The following is an 18,299-nucleotide window of genomic DNA, read 5'->3' as shown; positions in this document are numbered from 1 at the left end:
TGGACCACCACGTTTCGCCGGGGTGTTGTCGTTTGTCAGAACGGTGGCGGGTCGTCGTCTCCTGTTGGCAGCTGATGGTGGGCTGCTTCGGTCCGGGCCCGTCGATTCTTGTCGCGCTGTGTCTTGTTGCGGGCGCGTTCTTCTCGCCGCTTCGCGTGTTTCGCGGCGGTTCGTTCGGTGATCGTGCGTGGTGGTCGGCCGTGGTGGTCGGGCACGATGATGCGCGGTGTCGGTGGTGCTTTCGCGGCCTGCTCGAACCGGATACGACGCAGGTTCGGGAAGAGGTCCTCGAGGGTTTCGGCCTCGCCGGGAATGACAAACCCTTCCGGCGTCACATATTCGGTGACCAGACGGCCCTCGTCGTCGCGGTACTGTACGTCGGTCCAGTCACCGTGCGTCTTGTGCAGATGACCGGCACGGCATTTGGCGTTAAGATTCTCACTCGAGGTCGCACCGCCGCGGGTCGGCCGGGCGTGATCGTACTCGGCGACGTGGTCGACGTCGGCGGTGAATGCCGAACGCGTGCAACCGGGTTCCGTGCAATACCCATCCCGTACCCGCACGAACTCGGCACACGCACTGGTCGGCCGGTACGGGTCACCGGGCAATGCGCCCGGGAACACGATCACACTCTCGACATCCTGCCGTGGTGCGGCGGCATTCGCTGTCCACGCGCTCTCACCATCGGCGGCGACGCGGGTGGGTGGTGTACGCACCGGGGTGATCGGCCTGATCGTCGCGTCAGGCCGCTCGGCGAGATCGCGCACATGCTCATCGCAGATCACTCCGTGGCCGTCAACCCAGCCGGGCCCGGACCCGCCGGCCAGGGTGGCGGCGTCGGTCACGACATGGATCACGATCTCGGTACCGGTCGTGGTACCGGCGGCCGGGTCAGGAGGTGTTGCGGTGCAGTCGGCCTGACCGCACGCGCACGTGAACGCCGTTCGGGTGAGCAACGCGTACATGGCATCGGAGTTGCGTTGGCTGCGGTTGCGGCCATCCCGCTCACACACCGACGCGGCCAGCGCGCGCACCGACGCCTGGGACGCGCGGATGTTCTCGGCGGCCATGACCGCGGTGATCTCACCGGTCCCGTCGCCGTGGTTCTCGGTCCACACGCCACGGTTGTCCAGCGCCTCGCGGCGCCGTTCGCGGACCGCGTCGGCGTCGTGGCCGAAGACCAGACGGTCGATCATGTCGCGCACACCAGCAGTCGACCACGACCCTGCCCGGTTACGCAGCAGGTCGGCGATGGATGCGTCGAGGACCTCGATGATCCGACGACTGTCGGGGTCGGCGGGGTCGAGGACGTGGTCATCGGCCACCAGATGGGTGCGGCCGATGATCTCTCGGATCTGGTGCGGCCCGATGATGCCGTCGCGCAACGTCTCCAACACCCGCGGCAACCGGTCCCGAAGACACAACGCCTCGTCGACCAGCACCCCGGCGCGGTAGCGGCTGATCCCTGCCTCCCGCGACACCCGGGCGACCATGTCACCGAAACCATCAGAGATGTAGCTGTTGCCAACCGGCTTCAACAACCGGTCGCACAGCACCAGGATCGTCTGATAGCGGCACCACGCCAGATACGACTCCCCGGCACGGATCGATCCCAGGCGTTGCATGTGGGCGGCGGTATCGGCATCGGCCGGGCGGGCAGCATCGACCCCGGCGAGGAACTCGCCCGGCAGATCGGTCCATGCCCCCACAGTGACCCCCACGACGTTGCAACCCGATCGAATCGACCGGTCCAACTGATACTTCCAAGGTAGACCCGACCACCGACAAGAATGCTCGGTCGATCCGCTACGTGAGCCCGACGGTACGGGCGGCCCTCTCCGACAACAGATACAGCGCATAGGCGCAGTACGCCACGATCGCCGCGGGGAGAATCCACAGGGCGGCGACGGCCGCAACGAGACTCGCCGCCCACTGCCGTCCCCAGAGCGGTGCGGCGACGAAGATCATCAACAGAGCGAGGACGAGCGAGACCGACGGCGACGACACAGGCCACGGCCAACCGAACAGCAGCGCCCCGCTCGAACCGACCGCCGCGCCGATCCCGACGACGCTCAGCAGCAACCACACGACGACACTGAGGCGGCGCGCTCCGCCGGCGACCCACCGCGTGCGGAGTGCCACCGCCGACCACATGATCCACCGCTTGAGCCACGGAACCCCGGACGCCCGCATCATCTCGCGGAAGAACCGGTCGGACAGGGTGTCACTCCCGAGCGCACCGGAATTGGCGGTGCCGGTGATGAGTTCGTCGTGAATCAGGGCCGCCAGGGAATGCAGGCCGTAAGGGTTCTCGAACCAACGCAGAAACCGGGGGATCGAGGCGAGGTCGGTCGGGTTGTCCTCGCGGGGAAGGAACGTGCGGGCGGTGTCGACCGCCCTGAGCGCCTCGGCCTTCGTCGTGCCCCGATCGACCAGCTGCTCGACGAGGTACTCCTCGATGGCGGGGTGTGAGAACCGGAACGCGTTGCGCACGACGAACTGTCGTTCATCGACCTGCGCGATCTCCACCTCACCGCGTCCGCTCGGGTCGTCGACGACGAAGCCCGACGCGGGAGCCACCAGCCAGGGCACCCATCGCGAATCGCTCGGCGTGATTCCGTTCATCACCACCTCCGCGTCGAAGGGATGCATCGACGGTAGCCCCGATACAGTCGTCGGGACGGCCGAACGAGGAATGGGACGTCCTCCGAGGTGGCTTAGGGCCGGCTCGTCGCCTGATCAACCAGCGGTGGTGTGTCAGCCGCCGGTCACGGCATCGGTGTAGAACGCCATCCGTTCCCGCAGCGCATGCGGGTAGATGCCGAATTCCTCGGGGGTGTAGCGGTGCTTCCCGTGGCCGTTGTGCGGTTGCTGTGCGTTGTGCTCGGCAAGCATCCCGGCCACATCGGGCGGGTCGATTCCCGCGGCGGCATAGACCCGCTCGACGGTCTGTTCCGGGCGCGCCACCAGGTCGGTGTACTCGATGTCGACGATGGTCGCCGTCGCTGCCACAACCGACGACCGGAACTCCAGCGCCCTCCGAAACCACAACTCCGACTGCTCGATCTGGAACCGGCCGACATCGGGTCCGTCGACCTCGTCGCTGTAGGTCGACCGATACGTCGCGAACAGGCTGGCTCCCGATGCCACGGTCTCCACGATGTCGCGGTGTAGATGCACGATGCAGACACCGAGGTAGGTCGTGGCGAGGTGGGCGAGCTCTGGGGTGTGCGCGGGGGCTTTGAGCAGCCAGCGTCGGTCGGAGTCGTCGTCGAGGATCTGCAACATGTGCCGGTGGGCCGTGTACTCGTCGGCGAAGTCCTGGGTGGCCAGCCACTGCGCGTAGGAGTCGAGGCGCATCGTCGAGCCGAATCCCCAGTTGCGCATGGCCGTCCCCATGCCGAGGACGCATTCCTCGGGGAGCAGCGGACCGGAGTCGTGGACGGCCGCCATGGACGGATTGAGCAGGTGGAGCGGATTGGGTTGCTTCGCTTGCTCTTCGACGAACTGCTCACGCTCGGTCGGTGTCATACGTGCCGCCCGCCACGGTGCATACAGTTCCAGCGGTCGCGGTGCCCGCAGGCGGGGATCGTGGGCGAGGAGCCGGAAGAGGAACGTCGTCCCGGTGCGCCATCCACCGATGATCACAATCGGTGGTGCGAGGGACCGTTGTGCCACTGCGGGATCGGCGCGCAGCGTCTTGTCGAAGATCGCTCGCGCGCGCAGCCTTCCGACAGCCGCGTCCTGGGCGTGGCGAATCCCCACCGCGTTCAGCCGACCGTCGGCTTCGGCCGACTCCAGATATCGCTCCAGGCCCGGCCGCCACTCGGCGGGGTCGCCCAGTCCGTCGACGCCGTGCTCGCCGATGGCGCGCTCGATGAGTCGATCTGCCGTGTCGACCCCGAGTCGGTACCGGTCGGGATCGGCCGCGCGGTCGGCCTCGGCTGCCGCGTAGATCCTCTGCGCGGTCTCGGTCCGTTCCGGCGGTACCCACTGTGTCATCGGTCATCTCGCAATTCGTCGAGCCCGGCGACCCGGGTTGAGGGGAGTGCGGGGGTGTCGACGGGTTGCAGAAATCGCATCACGACGATGCCGAATTCTCTGCCTTCGGTGTCGATCCAGTCCGCGGAACCCGGATTCTGGGTGGTCGGATTCTGGGCGGCAACAACGAAACGGTATCGACCGTCGATGACGGTTGCCGTGCCGCCGGTGTAGGAGACGGGCCGGTACCGGAAGTCGAGTGAGTTCAGGAACCGGCTGTAGGCAAGGATGTTCCAGTATCGGCAGTCGACCACGTCCCCCTCGATCACCAGCGCCTGCCCGGGTTCGAGCTGCCAGCCGCCGCGCACGTAGTGGATGCTCGGTTCGGTGAACACCGCGCCGCCCGACATCTCGGACCAGTGCCGCATCGTGTTCGGCGGTTCGTGGTCGTCCTTGGTGGACACCTCGAAGATCGTCGGCAACATCGACGTCATGGTGCCGAGCGTGCCCAGCTGGGAACAGAACTTCGCCGGGTCGAGCGGAGGCGGTGTCGGTGGTTCGGCGAGCGGTTCGATGGCGCATCGTCCCGCCTCGCCGCGGGAGACGTCGTCGTGGAAGAAGCGGACCCAGATCACCGAGGACTTATCGGGCAGGTCGAGATGGTCTGCGCCGCTGTCGATCCCGGCGTCATTGCCGACGACGATCTCGAACGAACCGTCGTCGTCGAAGCTGATGGTGTCGCTGTCGATCCGGGCGGTCGACTCCGAACTGATGCCGCCTGAACCGGTACCACCGGTGCGTCGATAGGCGGTGATCGAGACGTACACGGCGTCGCCGCGATTTCCGCGTATTCGGTACGACCGATCGCTTCGCACATCGGCGACCCAGTAGCGGAAATCCGGGTTGTCCATCAAGAACTTGTGGCGCCAGCCGTTGAACGACACCAATTCGGGACGCTCCCGGTCGACGTCGAAGCGGGACAACTGATTCGACAATCCGCGGATGAGGGCGCGATAACCATCGGCCTGTTCGAGCGGGCTGAGGCCGGCCGTGTCCGAGGCGAGCTTGTCGCCAGCGGCCCGGAGCGCATCGACGAGACGGTTCCACGCCTCGACCTCGGGTCGCGAGGGGTCGCTCATGAGAGCCGGATCCGGTCGTCGTGCTTGTAGTGCGGGCCGATGTCGTCGATGAGCACTCCCGGCTCGGCGGCCACGACCGCGGGGATCGAGTCGAGCACCGCTCGCACGGATGCCGTGGTGATCGGATTCGTGTGGCCCGCACCGACACCGAACTCCATCTGGGTGCGGATCTCGGCCGGCTCGCCGCTCACGACGAGCGTGTAGGCGATCGGACTGGTGAACCCGCCGAAAGGGAGGTCGTCGCCGCGGTAGACGACGTCCGCGGCGGCGAGGTACCAGCATTCCTCGTTGGTGAAGAAGTGGTGATCGCCGAGATATCCACGGTGGGTCAGGTGCAGGGCAGCCGCGGTTCCCTTCTTGATCGAGGTCTTGCCGACCTGGGAGTCCGCGGCGGCGGGAAGACCACGCAACGACGTCTCGACGCGGACCTCGGAGCTGTCCGAACCGTAGAGCGCGTGGGCGACATTGCCGGTGAGGTCGCCGTAGTAGAGGTCACCTCCGCGGGCGATCGGCGAATCCGGGCTCAGGGAATCGAGGTCGGCGCCGAAGCCCAGTGCTCCCAGACCGCCCCACATCGACCCCGCGCTGGTGAAGTCGACGGCTTCGACCGACCGGACGTGACTGACCGATGACATCGCCTTGGCCATCGTCATCGCCAGCCGTTCGACGATGAAGGTGGGATGGACGCCGGTGCCGTGCAGCGTCGCACCGCCCGCCCGGCACGCTTCGAGCAGCTGCTGCGGCGACTTGCGGAACTGGCTCATCCAGTTCGGCATCGACACGTTGTGATAGGCCGCGGTTGCGACGACGTTCTTGCCCGATGCGAGCAGGTCGACGACGTCGTCGTCGAGGCCCTTCAACACAGCGGCCGGCGCGGGGGTGACCACGACACAGTCGACGTCGAGTGCCTTGATCGCGTCGCGATCGGTGGTGGCCGGAACCCCGATGGGGTCGGTGCGCACCAGTTCGCCGATGTCGCGGCCGTCCTTCTTCGGGTTGCGGACGAGCGCACCCACCACCTCGAAGGCGGGATCGGCGACCGCGGCGCGGATCACGGCGCCGCCGACCTCACCGGGGCCCCACACGGCGATCCGAAGTGGGCGTTCCGGCCCGGCGGCGTCGGGAAGCGGCGGGCGTGGCGTCATCGGCCGTCCTCGGGTCTGGAGGGGTGCCGTGGAACGGCCGCCCTAAGTGGAATCGCGTGGTTCCTGTTGAAATCTGCCGTGCCCGGCGTGGGGTGTCAAGCCTCGGGGGTCGCTCTGCAGCCATCGGATGATCCGTATGACGTCGGGTCCGGAATCCGAGCACAAAGTCATACGCGTCGTCGCGCATGTCCGGCGGAGGGCGGGTCGGCGGTGCACTTGCCAGCCCTCGAGTGCGAAACCGGGGGATTCGGCGACGACTATCGATCGCTGGTTGAAGACTCAGTCGGGTTCAGACCTCGGTCGCGGTGGTGGGGGCGGCCTGGCCTCGTGGGGCTAGTTGTAGGGGCCCTCGTGCCAAGTTCCGTTCCTGCAGGTGTAGGTAATTCCGCTGTTTTCGCTGTAGCGGGTCGTCCCCTCGACGCAACTTTCGGTGTCTGGTGCTGGAGCTACTGCTGGAGGTTCTGGCGCTGGTGCTCGGTTCGTCGGGGTGGTGGTCGGAGGGGCCGTGGTCGGAGGGGCGGGATCGGGCGGTGGCGATGCCGCAGGCGTCTGGGGATTCCAAACTCGAATCAGAGCGAATCCGCCCGCTCCGTGAGCAGGGTGCACGTCGCGACGGGCACTCTGTGGCCCGGCAACTCCGACCTCCCGCCTACCGCGACCCCTGAGCGAGGTGTGCTCAACTTTTTTCGATGATCCGGGAACAATCCCCGGACGCCCCCCGTTACACACTTCGAGAAACCTGAGTGACGAGGACTCAAGTCGGTTTGACTCGGACCCGCTTTTTCAGTAGGACATGAGTCGGACGCACTGAAGTCCGGTCCCGCAGGCTTCGGACATCAACCCCGGTCCGGTCGTTCCGGTCGAGCCGCGGGAACCAGAACTCGGGTGCACACCCACAAACTAGGAGGAAGCCAAACATGTCTCGTGCTGTTGGAATCGACCTCGGCACCACCAACTCGGTGGTGGCGGTGCTCGAAGGCGGCGAAGCCGCTGTCATCGCCAACGCCGAGGGCGCCCGGACCACGCCGTCCGTGGTCGCGTTCGCGCGTAACGGCGAGGTGCTGGTCGGTCAGCCCGCAAAGAACCAGGCGGTCACCAACGTCGACCGCACCATCCGCTCCGTCAAGCGCCACATGGGCGAAGGCGACTGGACCGTCGAGATCGACGACAAGAAGTACACCCCGCAGGAGATCAGCGCGCGCACGCTCATGAAGCTGAAGCGCGACGCCGAGTCGTACCTGGGTGAGGACGTCACCGACGCCGTCATCACGGTCCCCGCGTACTTCAACGACTCGCAGCGTCAGGCCACCAAGGAAGCCGGTCAGATCGCCGGCCTCAACGTGCTCCGCATCGTCAACGAGCCCACTGCGGCCGCTCTGGCCTACGGACTGGACAAGGGCGAGAAGGAACAGACCATCCTGGTCTTCGACCTCGGTGGCGGTACCTTCGACGTCTCGCTGCTGGAGATCGGCGACGGCGTCGTGGAGGTCCGCGCGACCTCCGGTGACAACCACCTCGGTGGTGACGACTGGGATCAGCGTGTCGTCGACTGGCTCGTGGAGAAGTTCAAGAGCCAGAACGGCATCGACCTGACCAAGGACAAGATGGCTCTGCAGCGTCTCCGTGAGGCCGCCGAGAAGGCGAAGATCGAACTCTCGAGCTCGCAGAGCACCTCGATCAACCTGCCCTACATCACCGTCGACGCCGACAAGAACCCGCTGTTCCTCGACGAGCAGCTCTCGCGCAGCGAGTTCCAGAAGATCACCTCTGATCTGCTGGAGCGCACCCGCGCACCGTTCCAGGCCGTCATCAAGGATGCGGGCATCTCCGTCGGCGACATCGACCACGTCGTGCTCGTCGGTGGTTCGACCCGTATGCCGGCCGTCACCGACCTGGTCAAGGAACTGACCGGTGGCCGCGAGCCCAACAAGGGCGTCAACCCGGACGAGGTCGTCGCCGTCGGCGCCGCACTGCAGGCCGGTGTGCTCCGCGGTGAGGTCAAGGACGTGCTGCTCCTCGACGTGACCCCGCTGTCGCTCGGTATCGAGACCAAGGGCGGCGTGATGCACAAGCTGATCGAGCGCAACACCACAATCCCGACCAAGCGGTCGGAGACCTACACCACGGCCGAGGACAACCAGCCGTCGGTGCAGATCCAGGTCTATCAGGGTGAGCGCGAGATCGCGTCGCACAACAAGCTGCTCGGCAGCTTCGAGCTCGGTGGCATCGCCCCTGCGCCGCAGGGAGTCCCGCAGATCGAGGTGACCTTCGACATCGACGCCAACGGCATCGTGCACGTCACCGCGAAGGACAAGGGCACCGGCAAGGAGAACTCGATCCGCATCCAGGACGGTTCCGGCCTGAGCAAGGACGAGATCGACCGCATGATCAAGGACGCCGAGGCCCACGCCGACGAGGACCGCAAGCGCCGCGAGGAGGCCGAGACCCGCAACCAGGCGGAATCGCTCGTCCACCAGACCGAGAAGTTCCTCAAGGAGAACGAGGACAAGGTCCCCGCGGAGCTCAAGGACAAGGTCGAGGCAGCTGTTGCCGGAGCGCAGGAAGCGCTGAAGGGCAACGACTCCGCCGCCATCAAGTCCGCGATCGAGAAGCTGTCGGAGGAGTCCCAGGCCCTCGGCCAGGCGATCTACGCCAACGCCGCCGCGGAAACCCCCGACGGTGAGGCAACCGGCGCCGACAGCGATCCCGATGTCGTCGACGCCGAGGTCGTCGACGAGACCGACTCGAAGGAGAACAAGTGACCGCAGGATCCCATTCGGCGAATGGGTCCGGCGAAGAGCCGGTGACGGTGACCGACCGTCGTCGCATCGATCCGGAAACCGGTGAGGTGCGCGACGAGCCGGCCGCCGGCCCCGGCCCGGCAGACGCCGACCCGATCGCCGACGAGTCACAGGTGGATGGACAGCAGGCGGATGGACAGCAGGCGGGCGGCGCAGCCGACGAACCTGATGCCCGCGTCGCCGAACTGACCGCCGACCTGCAGCGAGAACGCGCGCAGTTCGCCAACTTCCGGCGGCGGGCCGCCGAGGAGAAGCAGGGATCTGTCGCCTACGGCAAGCAGATCCTGATCGACAAGCTGCTCCCGATCATCGACGACCTCGACCGTGCCCGCGAGCACGGCGATCTCGAGAGCGGACCGCTGCGCGCGGTCGCCGACAAGCTGACCGGCGTGCTGGCGGCCGAGGGGCTCATCGCCTTCGGCGCGGCCGGCGACGAGTTCGATCCCGAACTCCACGAAGCCGTGCAGCATGACGGAACCGGTGAGCGTCCGGTCATCGGATCGGTGTACCGATGCGGGTATCGACTGGGCGAGAAGGTGATCCGCACCGCCATGGTGACGGTCACCGATCCCGACCCCGCCGCCGACCCGACCGGTGCACAATAGAGCGACCGTCGCAGACCGACCACCGATCCCTGAGGTGCGAGGAGCGTGAGCGACGAGCCACGAAGGGGCGGGCGACCGTGCCCTTCGTGGCTCGCTCCGCTCGCACCTCAGGGGGCGGGTGTGAGCCCTACGAACGCACAACACGAACTTTCATCCAGACAACAGAACTCAAAGGAGGTGACGTCTGGTGGCACCACAACGTGAGTGGTTAGAACACGACTTCTACAAGGACCTGGGCGTTGCTTCTGACGCTTCGGCTGAAGAGATCAAGAAGGCCTATCGCAAGCTCGCTCGCGAGCTGCACCCGGACGCCAACCCGGGTGACGCCGCGGCCGAAGAACGCTTCAAGCGGGTGTCCGAAGCCCACAGCGTGCTCGGCGATCCCGAGAAGCGCAAAGAATACGACGAGACGCGAGCCATGTTCGCCGGCGGACGATTCCGCGGCGGCGGCAACGGCTTTCCGGGCGGATTCCCCGGCGGTGGCACGACCTACACGACCGGCGGCAACGACTTCGACCTCGGCGACCTGTTCGGCGGGGCGCAGACGAGCGGCGGTGGCGGCGGATTCGGCGACATCTTCGACGGACTCTTCAACCGCGGTGGCGGAACACAGCGCACCTCGACGGCGAGTCGTCCTCGCCGCGGCAAGGACCTCGAGACCGAGACGACCCTGTCCTTCAAGGACGCGGCGCTCGGGACCACGGTTCCGCTGCGGGTGACCAGCCCGTCGCCCTGCACGACCTGTCACGGTTCCGGCGCCAAGCCGGGCACCAGTCCTCGGGTCTGCGCCAACTGCAACGGTTCCGGCTTCGTCAGCCGCAACCAGGGGGCCTTCGGATTCAGCGAGCCGTGCCAGGACTGCCAGGGCACCGGCTCACGCATCGACGACCCCTGCACCGACTGCGACGGCAGCGGCGTGAAGGTCCGCGCCCGCACCATCAACGTCCGCATCCCGGCCGGAGTCGAAGACGGACAACGCATCCGACTCGCCGGACAGGGTGAGGCCGGTCGACGCGGTGCGCCCTCGGGTGACCTCTACGTCGTCGTCCATGTCACGCCCTCCAAGCAGTTCACCCGCAGCGGCAACGACCTGCGTGTCCAGTTGCCGGTGCGGATCTCCGAACTCGTTCTCGGGGCGACGGTCTCGGTCCCGACGCTCGAGGGTTCGGTCGGGGTCAAGATCCCGGCGAACACCACCGACGGACGGACCCTGCGCGTGCGCGGCCGTGGCGTCCCGAAGCGATCCGGGGGTGCGGGCGACTTGCTCGTCACCGTCAAGGTCGCGGTGCCCGACAAGCTCGACGACGCCGCGGTCGAGGCCATGCGCGCCTACGACCAGGCCGAGCGCGCCAGCGGTTTCGACCCGAGAGCGAACTGGGGTAGATGAGTCATGGCCGGCCAGCAGAACTTCGACGCCGACAGCGCGACATTCATGATCTCGGTGGCCGCCGAGCTCGCCGGCATGCACGCCCAGACCCTGCGGACCTATGACCGACTCGGTCTGGTCACCCCCCAGCGGACGAGCGGAGGCGGACGCCGCTACTCGTCCCGCGACGTCGAACTCCTGCGTGAGATCCAGCGTCTCTCGCAGGAGGAGGGCGTCAACCTCGCCGGCATCAAACGCATCATCGATCTCAGCAACCAGGTCGAGGCGCTGCAGCATCGCGTCCGCGAACTGACCGACGAGGTCCAGACACAGGCGGCCCGGGCCCGCCGGGGCGGCGAGCTCGTCCCGGTGCCGCGCACCAACGCGCTCGTCGTGTGGCAGCCGCGCCGCAAGCGCTCTGCCGACTGAGCACCCGACCTCGCCGGGCCCGACACATGATCGGGCCCGGCGTCGTGGTGTCCGGTGCAGTGGTGTCCGGTGCTGGGGTTGTCTGGTGCAGTTGTGACGCGAGCCCGCGGACGTGCGTAACGTTGACCCCATGGCCTCCGAACCCGTCACCACCGTCGACTCCGGTCCGCACAAGGTCTCCCGGCGGGTCGTCGTCAACGCCCCGGCCGGCGAGGTCTTCGCACTCGTCGCCGATCCGCACCGCCATCCCGAGCTCGACGGTTCGGGCACGGTGCGCGACACCCCGGTGGAGGGGCCCGAGACTTTGACCCGCGGCGCGCGGTTCAGCGTCGGGATGAAGCAGTACGGGGTGCCCTACAAGATCACCTCGACGGCCACCGACGTCGAGACCGACCGCGTCGTCGAATGGCAGCATCCGTTCGGCCATCGCTGGCGCTGGGACCTCGAGGCCATCTCACCGACCACCACCGCGGTCACCGAGACCTTCGACTACTCGACCCTGCGCGTCCCGAAGGTCATCGAACTCATCGGGTACGACAAGAAGAACGGCAAGGGGATCGAGGGAACTCTCCGCGCGCTCGCGGCCCGTTTCGCCTGAGCGCGTCCGCCCGATGGACTCCGCCGCAGACAATCCGTCTCCCGTGCCCGCCGATCCCGGCGATCCCGCAGACCCCGGACACCCCGGCGATCCCTCCGATCCCGTCGTGGTCCTCGGCGTCGTCGCCGCGCCCGGACAGGCCATCGGACTCGCCCGCAAACTCGTCGAGGCGAACCTTGCCGATCACGTCCAGACGACGTTCCCCGGAGCTCGATGGCAAGTCGAACTCGTCGAGGCCGCGGTGGTGCAACCCCCGGCCGGTGACGCCGAGATCGTCGATGCCACTCGGGATCTCATGCTCGATCACGAGTGGGACCTCGTCGTCTGCATGACCGACCTCCCGTTGCACGTCGGTCGACGTCCCGTCGTGGCGCACGCCAACGCGGTGCACGGCGTCGCGGTCCTCTCGGTACCCGCACTCGGGGCCACCGGAGTCCGGCAACGGACACGCGGGATCATCACCGGACTCGTCGGGCAGCTGCTCGGGGCCGACGCCGATGACCTGCGCGAGCACCAGAAGTCTCCGTCACGGTCCGCGCTGCGGCATCGGGTGCGTCAGCTCGGTACCGACGTCGACGACGACGGCACCGCATTCACCGCGCGAGTACTCACGGGCAATCTCCGCCTCCTCACCGGCATGGTCCGCGCCAACCGTCCCTGGCGGCTCGCCCTGGGCCTCACGCGCGCACTCACCGGCGCGATAGCCGCCGGCGTCTTCGCACTCGTGACCGCCGACATCTGGCTGCTCGCGGACACTTTCGGCGGCATCCGGCTCACCGGCGTGGCCCTGGGTTCGATCATCGCCATCACCGCGACCCTGATCATCGGTGCCAACCTGTGGGAGCGGGGCGGTTCGCGGCAGACCAGAGAACAGGTGGCACTGTTCAACATCACCACGGTGATCACCGTGGTCCTCGGCGTCGCGGCCTTCTACGCGGCGCTCTTCGTCCTGGCCGCGCTGGGCGCCCTCTGCCTGGTGGTCCCGCAGGTGTTCAGCGAGACTCTCGGACACCCTGCCGGTTTCACCGACTACCTCGAGGTCGCCTGGCTGACGTGTTCGCTCGCGACGGTGGGCGGAGCGCTGGGCGCCGGTCTCGAGACCGACGAGTCGGTTCGCGACGCGGCCTACACGCAGCATCCGGCCGACCCGATCTGAGCGGGCGCGCTCAGCCGATCCGAGTGCCCCGGCCCGCAAACCGGCAGCTAGGCTAGCGGGTCAGAACGCCGAAGCAGCTCGGCGACGGGGAGGTTGACCATGTCCGAGGTACCCGGGAACGGTGCGATGCCGGGTTTCGTGGTCCTCGGTATATCCGTAGTCGACGACCAGATCAGCTCGGTGGTCCGCGACGCCGACGGTCATGTGCTGGCCAGCAATCTCGTCGACCTGCCCGATCCGTCGGCCGCCGGCGCAGAGGCCGCGATCATCGAACTCGTCGAGTCGGTCCCGGTGGAAGTCGACCGGATCGGCATCTCCGCATCCCGTGAGGACGTCCGCAAGCACCTCGCCCACGCGTTCGCCGCCGGAACGGGGGCGTCCTGGTTCGACAAGGTCCTCGTCACCGGTTACGCCTCGGCGCTGGCCGAGATCGCCTGCACACATTCGACGCGGGGTGGCGTCGTCGCCGTCGTCGACCTCGACCGGGACGCCGCGCCGGCGACGGGTACCACGCTGGCGACCATCGACACCGCGTCGGGCGCCGTCCTGGGCACCGCCGACTTCGCGCCCGGGCAGGTCTCGCCGGTCACCGACCCCGAGGGCGCGACCCGTCTGGCAGCCGCCGTCACCACCCTGCCCCGGGGTCGCGACATCACCTCGGTGATCGTCGTCGGACCGGGTGCGCAGCTGCCCGGCATCGCGCCTGCTTTCGAGTACGCGGCGCAGCGTCCCGTGACCGTCGCCGACAATCCGTCCCTGGCCTCGGCGCTCGGTGCGGCCGACGCCGCCGTCGTGGCACTCGCAGCACCGGCCGCTCCGGCGCGGACGACGACCGGCCGGCGCTGGTGGTTCGTGGGTGCGGCGATCGGCGCGGCGGTCTTCCTCGCGGCGATCGGGATGACACTCATCCTGACCGCCGAGGCCACCTCGGCCGAACCCGCTCCCATCACGATCACCGAGACGCCGGCTGCGGTGACCCAGACCGAGCAGGCCACGGTGACCGAGACCGAGACCAGCACCGATGTCCGGACGACGACCGTCACGAGTACCCCTCGTCCCGTCACCCGGACCACGACGGTGACCGAGTCGGCGCCCGAGACGCTCACCGTGACCGAGACCGAGACGGTCACCAGCACGCTGACGGGTGGCCAGCCGAGTCTCGAGGTGCCCTGATCAGAAGACCGGGTCGTGCTGGATACGGCTGGCCCGCACCCCCGCGATGATGAGCGAACGTCGCGTCGCCTCGATCATCTGCGGTGACCCGGCGATCAGCACCTGATGGTCGTCCCACTGGCCGCTGCGCGTGACCACGTCGGCGAGTGTGCCGATCTGGTGGTCGACGCCGAGTTCTGCCGGTGTCGCGACGGCGGTGATCCACCAGGGATCGTTCTCCTCCTGCGTCACCGCGGTCACCCGCAACCACGGATTGGTCGACGCGATCCGGCGCAGCACCGTGAGGTCGTAGAGCTCCCCGGGATATCGCATGCCGTAGAAGATGTGTGTCTCGGGCGAGTCGGCGCGTTTCGACATCTCGATCAGCAGGGCGCGCAGTGGTGCGAGGCCGGTCCCGCCCGCGATCATCAACACCTTGGTGCCCTGGTCGGGCCTGTTCTGGTCGATGTGCAGCGTGCCGTGACCCTGGGCGAGGGTCCACACGTCACCCACGCGGGTCTCGCCGACGATGGCCGTGCTCACCGTCCCGCGAGGCACTGCCCGTACATGGAACTCGAGTTCACCCGCCGGATTGGGCGGGATGGCGGGGGAGAGGTTGCGCCACTGCTTGGGCCACTGGGGGATGTGGACCTCGAGGTACTGGCCCGCGTTGAAGGTCAGTGGCGCGTGGGCGAGCAGACGCACGACCGCGAGATCCCGGGTGATGCGGTACTTCTCGACGACCTCGGCCGTCCAGCGTGCGGGATGGGTGGCGCTCTCGGCGGCACCCCGCATCACCCCGGTCACCAGCATCATCGCCTGCGAGATGGTCTGTTCGGTCTCGGCGTCCCAGTAGCCCTCCATGAGGGCGGCGAACTCACCCATCAGCGCGGCGTACATGACGTGATAGTGCTCGGGCTCGACCCCGAACTTGCGATGATCGCGGCCGAGTTGCGCGAGGAACTCCACGAGTTCGGCGTGACCGGACTCGGCCGGGATGGCTTCGAGGACGTGATCGATCACCCGATGGAACGCGACTCGCTGAGCGGCCATCGACACCCCGAACAGATCACGCAGATCGGGATCGATCGCGAACATCCGGGTGTAGACATCGGTGACGAATCGGTCGGGGTGCCGGTTCACCGCCGTTCGCAGCTGATGCAGTGCATGGCGTGAGTGAGTCGCCATCGTGAGAAAAGTTCACCTCCGTCGACGCCCGGTCCCCCGCCCGGTTCAAGAGACCCACACTAACCCTTCGGGGCGGCCGGATTCAGGATCCGGCATCGGATGTCGGACACTGATCCGGTGTGGCAAGGTACGGGGATGACGTCCCTCGATGGTGTCCTCACGGGCATCGTTGATGCGCATGTGCAGCACTGGAACCCGCGTCGAACCCCGTGGGCGGCCACTCGCGCGTCGCGGCTGTACGGATTCGTCCCCACTTTGGGCGACCGTGTGTTCCCACTGATCGTCTCCCGCGCGGACCGGGAGTACGTGCTGACGCCGCGCACGGTCGCCCGGCCCTACGAGCCGCGGCAGTACGCGACCGATGCGGCACTCGTCCCGACAGTGGCCGGGGCTCCGATCGACACCGTCGTGCACGTGGAGTCCCACTGGCGCAAGGCCGTCACCGACGATGCCGAGCCGCCCGTCGACAGCACTGCGGTCGAGGAGACCCGCTACCTGGAGAGCCTGCCGTTCGGTCGGGCCGGGACTCCTCGGCTGGGTGCGGTCATCGCCCACGGGGATCCGCGGACACGTGATTTCGCGACCATGCTCGACGAGCAGTTCGGCGCGTCCTCGCGGTTCCGCGGGATCCGGATCGTCGCCTCCCGGCATCCCGATCCGCGGGTGCGCGACGGCGGGGACACCGACAACCTGTTGTCGTCGACGGCCTTCCTCGAGGGCTTCGCCGAACTGGCGAGCCGCGACCTCGTCTTCGAGGCGTCGGTGTACTCGCACCAGCTCTACGACGTCATCCTCCTGGCGCGCGAGTACCCGACCACGACGATCGTTCTCGACCACTTCGGTATCCCGGCAGGCGTGTTCGGGCCGGTCGGATTGCGAACCGGGGCGACCGCAGCGGCGCGTGCGGACATCTGGCGATTGTGGCGTGAACGCATGACGACGCTGGCGACTCATCGCAATGTGGTGGTCAAGCTGTCGGGGCTCGCGATGCCGATCCTCGGTTACGGCCACGAACGCTGGGGCAACATCGGCGGGCAGGCGACGCTGGCAGAGATGATCGGCCCCTTCGTCGAGCACGTCGTCACGCATTTCGGCTCCGATCGCATCATGTTCGGATCGAACTATCCGATCGACCGGCCCAACGCGGCGATCGACGTACTCGTCGGTGCGCTCGTCGACTGTGCCTCCCAGTGGGGTTCGGACGCGCTGCGGAACATATTCCGCGACACCGCGACCCGGATCTACTCGATCGACGGGGCAGAGGTCTGACCGGTCACCGCGACCGTTTCCACCACGGCGACGATCGTGCCGGTTCGGGGACGGGTACGTCCCGCATGAGCCGGGCGAGGATGTGGACGAGTGCCGTGCAGGACGGGTAGCGATCCTCGGGTGCTTTGGCCAGCGCCTTGGCGAAGATCGAGTTCACCGCCGACGGCAACCATGGTCGACGCCGGGTCAGGCGCGGCGGGTCGTCGTTGATGTGCGCCTGGGTGATCGCGAACGCGGTGGTGCGGGGGTAGGGCGGTGCGCCGGTGAGGAGTTCGACGAGGGTGCAGGCGAAGGCGTAGAAATCCGTTGCCGGAGAGAGCTTGTGCGCCTGGAGCAATTCGGGGGAGGCGTATCCGATGGAGCCCTGCACCCGGCCGTTGCGGGCCAGCGGCCTTGTGTCGTCCAGGAATTGGGCGATGCCGAAGTCGGTGAGGTAACCGTCCACCCGCGCTCCGCCCGGCGTGTCCGACAACAAGATGTTCGCCGGCTTGACGTCGCGGTGCAGGATCTCCTGGCCGTGCGCGAAGTCGAGGGCGTCGGCGATCTGCGCGGCGACCCGCAGGATGGTCTCGATGTCGGGTTCGTCGCCGTCGCCGGGGATGAGGGCGGTGGCGGCCGGGCCCGCGACGTACTGCATGGTCAGGTACATCGACGGCAGATGCCGGGGACCGCGGGAGTGCCGCGGTACCGGTATCTCGCCGTGGGAAAGCATGCGGACGATGTGCGGGTGGTCGAGGACCGACGCGATATCGAACTCGCGCTCGAAGCGCTCCCGGACCCGTGCGTGGTCGGACGCGTTGGGGTGGAGCACCTTCAGCGCAACCGGCTCGCCGCACGGTCCGTGAGTACCAGGATCGACGGGGGCGTCGGGGCCGCCGGTGCGATGGGCCCGGAACACGTCCGCGCTCGCCCCGCCACCGAGGAACTCGTCGATGGTGAAGCCGGCCACGCCTTCGCCAACCTCGAACATGGTGTCAGCGTAGAGGTGGCGCGGCCTCGTTCAGGACGTCGGCGTCAACCGGAAGATGGGGAACCGGCGTCCCTCGGCGGTCTCGGTGTACTTGAGGAACTGCTCGGAGGCATCGATGAACTTCTGCCACGAAGCCTCCCAATGGTCCCCGTCGATCTCCGACACCTGCGTGTCGTGACGTGCCACACCGTTCTCGGCGGGCGCCTCGACCGCGACCGACTCGGGGTGGGCCCGCAGGTTGTGTACCCAGGCCGGCGCCTTCGGTGAGCCGGCATAGGAACCGATGACGAGCCAGCTGCCGTCGTCGGGCAGCGCGAACAGCGGACTGATCCGCGGTTCTCCCGACTTGGCGCCCACGGTGTGCAGGAGGACCAGGTTCTTGCCGAAACCGGCGGTGTCCACATGACCGCCGTTGGAGCGGAACTCGTTGATGACCGTCGCGTTGAAATCGTTCACGGCGTCCATTGTTGCGGCAGCGGGCCGCACAGGCCATGTGTCAA

16 protein-coding genes are annotated in these 18,299 nt (G+C 67.6%); 8 read left to right on the top strand and 8 right to left on the bottom strand.

Annotated features, from left to right (window positions below):
- Positions 1 to 35: 35 nt before the first annotated feature.
- The 5 genes from MAY35_RS01775 to MAY35_RS01755 all read right to left on the bottom strand — a co-directional run bounded on the left by MAY35_RS01775 (position 36) and on the right by MAY35_RS01755 (position 6,265).
- Positions 36 to 1,709 carry an HNH endonuclease signature motif containing protein gene (locus MAY35_RS01775; protein WP_238418977.1) on the bottom strand — a complete coding sequence of 558 codons (1,674 nt, stop codon included), beginning with the start codon at positions 1,707 to 1,709 and terminating at the stop codon, positions 36 to 38.
- Positions 1,710 to 1,806: 97 nt separating this feature from the next.
- Complete coding sequence (locus tag MAY35_RS01770; protein WP_238418905.1) at positions 1,807 to 2,625, bottom strand: DUF1353 domain-containing protein; 819 nt, start codon at positions 2,623 to 2,625, stop codon at positions 1,807 to 1,809.
- A gap of 132 nt (positions 2,626 to 2,757) precedes the next feature.
- Positions 2,758 to 4,002, bottom strand: coding sequence for a sulfotransferase (locus tag MAY35_RS01765; protein WP_238418904.1), 1,245 nt, complete (start codon positions 4,000 to 4,002; stop codon positions 2,758 to 2,760).
- A complete protein-coding gene (locus MAY35_RS01760) occupies positions 3,999 to 5,120 on the bottom strand; it encodes a DUF1214 domain-containing protein (RefSeq protein WP_238418903.1) in 1,122 nt (373 codons plus the stop codon). Before MAY35_RS01760 ends, MAY35_RS01765 begins: the two co-directional genes overlap by 4 nt.
- Positions 5,117 to 6,265 (bottom strand): hypothetical protein, encoded by a 1,149-nt coding sequence (locus tag MAY35_RS01755; protein WP_238418902.1) that lies wholly within the window; start codon positions 6,263 to 6,265, stop codon positions 5,117 to 5,119. Before MAY35_RS01755 ends, MAY35_RS01760 begins: the two co-directional genes overlap by 4 nt.
- Before the next feature lie 917 nt (positions 6,266 to 7,182).
- Between MAY35_RS01755 and dnaK the strand changes: the two genes are divergently transcribed.
- From dnaK to MAY35_RS01720, 7 genes are all read left to right on the top strand, one after another.
- A complete protein-coding gene (gene dnaK, locus MAY35_RS01750) occupies positions 7,183 to 9,027 on the top strand; it encodes a molecular chaperone DnaK (RefSeq protein WP_238418901.1) in 1,845 nt (614 codons plus the stop codon).
- Entirely contained in the window at positions 9,024 to 9,671 is a 648-nt protein-coding gene (grpE, locus tag MAY35_RS01745) for a nucleotide exchange factor GrpE (RefSeq protein ID WP_238418900.1), read from the top strand. The genes dnaK and grpE overlap by 4 nt, the downstream gene beginning before the upstream one ends.
- A 187-nt stretch (positions 9,672 to 9,858) precedes the next feature.
- Positions 9,859 to 11,058 (top strand): molecular chaperone DnaJ, encoded by a 1,200-nt coding sequence (dnaJ, locus tag MAY35_RS01740; RefSeq protein ID WP_238418899.1) that lies wholly within the window; start codon positions 9,859 to 9,861, stop codon positions 11,056 to 11,058.
- 3 nt (positions 11,059 to 11,061) lie between these two features.
- On the top strand, positions 11,062 to 11,466 hold the full coding sequence (locus MAY35_RS01735) for a heat shock protein transcriptional repressor HspR (RefSeq protein WP_238418898.1): 405 nt from the start codon (positions 11,062 to 11,064) through the stop codon (positions 11,464 to 11,466).
- Positions 11,467 to 11,596: 130 nt separating this feature from the next.
- Positions 11,597 to 12,064, top strand: coding sequence for an SRPBCC family protein (locus tag MAY35_RS01730; RefSeq protein WP_238418897.1), 468 nt, complete (start codon positions 11,597 to 11,599; stop codon positions 12,062 to 12,064).
- A gap of 13 nt (positions 12,065 to 12,077) precedes the next feature.
- Positions 12,078 to 13,220 (top strand): hypothetical protein, encoded by a 1,143-nt coding sequence (locus tag MAY35_RS01725; protein WP_238418896.1) that lies wholly within the window; start codon positions 12,078 to 12,080, stop codon positions 13,218 to 13,220.
- 99 nt (positions 13,221 to 13,319) lie between these two features.
- A complete protein-coding gene (locus MAY35_RS01720) occupies positions 13,320 to 14,393 on the top strand; it encodes a hypothetical protein (RefSeq protein ID WP_238418895.1) in 1,074 nt (357 codons plus the stop codon).
- Here the strand turns inward: MAY35_RS01720 and MAY35_RS01715 are convergent, their stop codons facing one another.
- Complete coding sequence (locus MAY35_RS01715) at positions 14,394 to 15,560, bottom strand: FAD-binding oxidoreductase (RefSeq protein WP_238418894.1); 1,167 nt, start codon at positions 15,558 to 15,560, stop codon at positions 14,394 to 14,396.
- A gap of 135 nt (positions 15,561 to 15,695) precedes the next feature.
- Here MAY35_RS01715 and MAY35_RS01710 point away from each other — a divergent pair, with 135 nt between their 5' ends.
- Positions 15,696 to 16,829, top strand: a complete 1,134-nt coding sequence (locus MAY35_RS01710) for an amidohydrolase (RefSeq protein WP_238418893.1) — start codon at positions 15,696 to 15,698, stop codon at positions 16,827 to 16,829.
- 4 nt (positions 16,830 to 16,833) lie between these two features.
- On the opposite strand, the gene MAY35_RS01705 is transcribed toward MAY35_RS01710, so the two are convergent.
- Positions 16,834 to 17,799 (bottom strand): serine/threonine-protein kinase, encoded by a 966-nt coding sequence (locus MAY35_RS01705; protein ID WP_238418892.1) that lies wholly within the window; start codon positions 17,797 to 17,799, stop codon positions 16,834 to 16,836.
- A gap of 30 nt (positions 17,800 to 17,829) precedes the next feature.
- Positions 17,830 to 18,255, bottom strand: coding sequence for a nitroreductase/quinone reductase family protein (locus tag MAY35_RS01700; protein WP_238418891.1), 426 nt, complete (start codon positions 18,253 to 18,255; stop codon positions 17,830 to 17,832).
- Between the last annotated feature and the right edge of the window lie 44 nt (positions 18,256 to 18,299).

It is taken from the genome of Gordonia sp. 'Campus' (assembly GCF_022206305.1).
Lineage (GTDB): Bacteria > Actinomycetota > Actinomycetes > Mycobacteriales > Mycobacteriaceae > Gordonia.
This window is presented reverse-complemented; position numbering and strand designations above follow the sequence as displayed.

Bases quoted from the DNA above. Each gene is read 5' to 3' on its own strand.
- MAY35_RS01705 (WP_238418892.1), bottom strand. From the start codon at position 17,799: ATGTTCGAGGTTGGCGAAGGCGTGGCCGGCTTCACCATCGACGAGTTC.
- MAY35_RS01770 (WP_238418905.1), bottom strand. From the start codon at position 2,625: ATGAACGGAATCACGCCGAGCGATTCGCGATGGGTGCCCTGGCTGGTG.
- MAY35_RS01735 (WP_238418898.1), top strand. From the start codon at position 11,062: ATGGCCGGCCAGCAGAACTTCGACGCCGACAGCGCGACATTCATGATC.
- dnaK (WP_238418901.1), top strand. From the start codon at position 7,183: ATGTCTCGTGCTGTTGGAATCGACCTCGGCACCACCAACTCGGTGGTG.
- MAY35_RS01760 (WP_238418903.1), bottom strand. From the start codon at position 5,120: ATGAGCGACCCCTCGCGACCCGAGGTCGAGGCGTGGAACCGTCTCGTC.
- MAY35_RS01765 (WP_238418904.1), bottom strand. From the start codon at position 4,002: ATGACACAGTGGGTACCGCCGGAACGGACCGAGACCGCGCAGAGGATC.
- MAY35_RS01730 (WP_238418897.1), top strand. From the start codon at position 11,597: ATGGCCTCCGAACCCGTCACCACCGTCGACTCCGGTCCGCACAAGGTC.
- MAY35_RS01755 (WP_238418902.1), bottom strand. From the start codon at position 6,265: ATGACGCCACGCCCGCCGCTTCCCGACGCCGCCGGGCCGGAACGCCCA.
- MAY35_RS01715 (WP_238418894.1), bottom strand. From the start codon at position 15,560: ATGGCGACTCACTCACGCCATGCACTGCATCAGCTGCGAACGGCGGTG.
- MAY35_RS01720 (WP_238418895.1), top strand. From the start codon at position 13,320: ATGTCCGAGGTACCCGGGAACGGTGCGATGCCGGGTTTCGTGGTCCTC.
- MAY35_RS01710 (WP_238418893.1), top strand. From the start codon at position 15,696: ATGACGTCCCTCGATGGTGTCCTCACGGGCATCGTTGATGCGCATGTG.
- MAY35_RS01725 (WP_238418896.1), top strand. From the start codon at position 12,078: ATGGACTCCGCCGCAGACAATCCGTCTCCCGTGCCCGCCGATCCCGGC.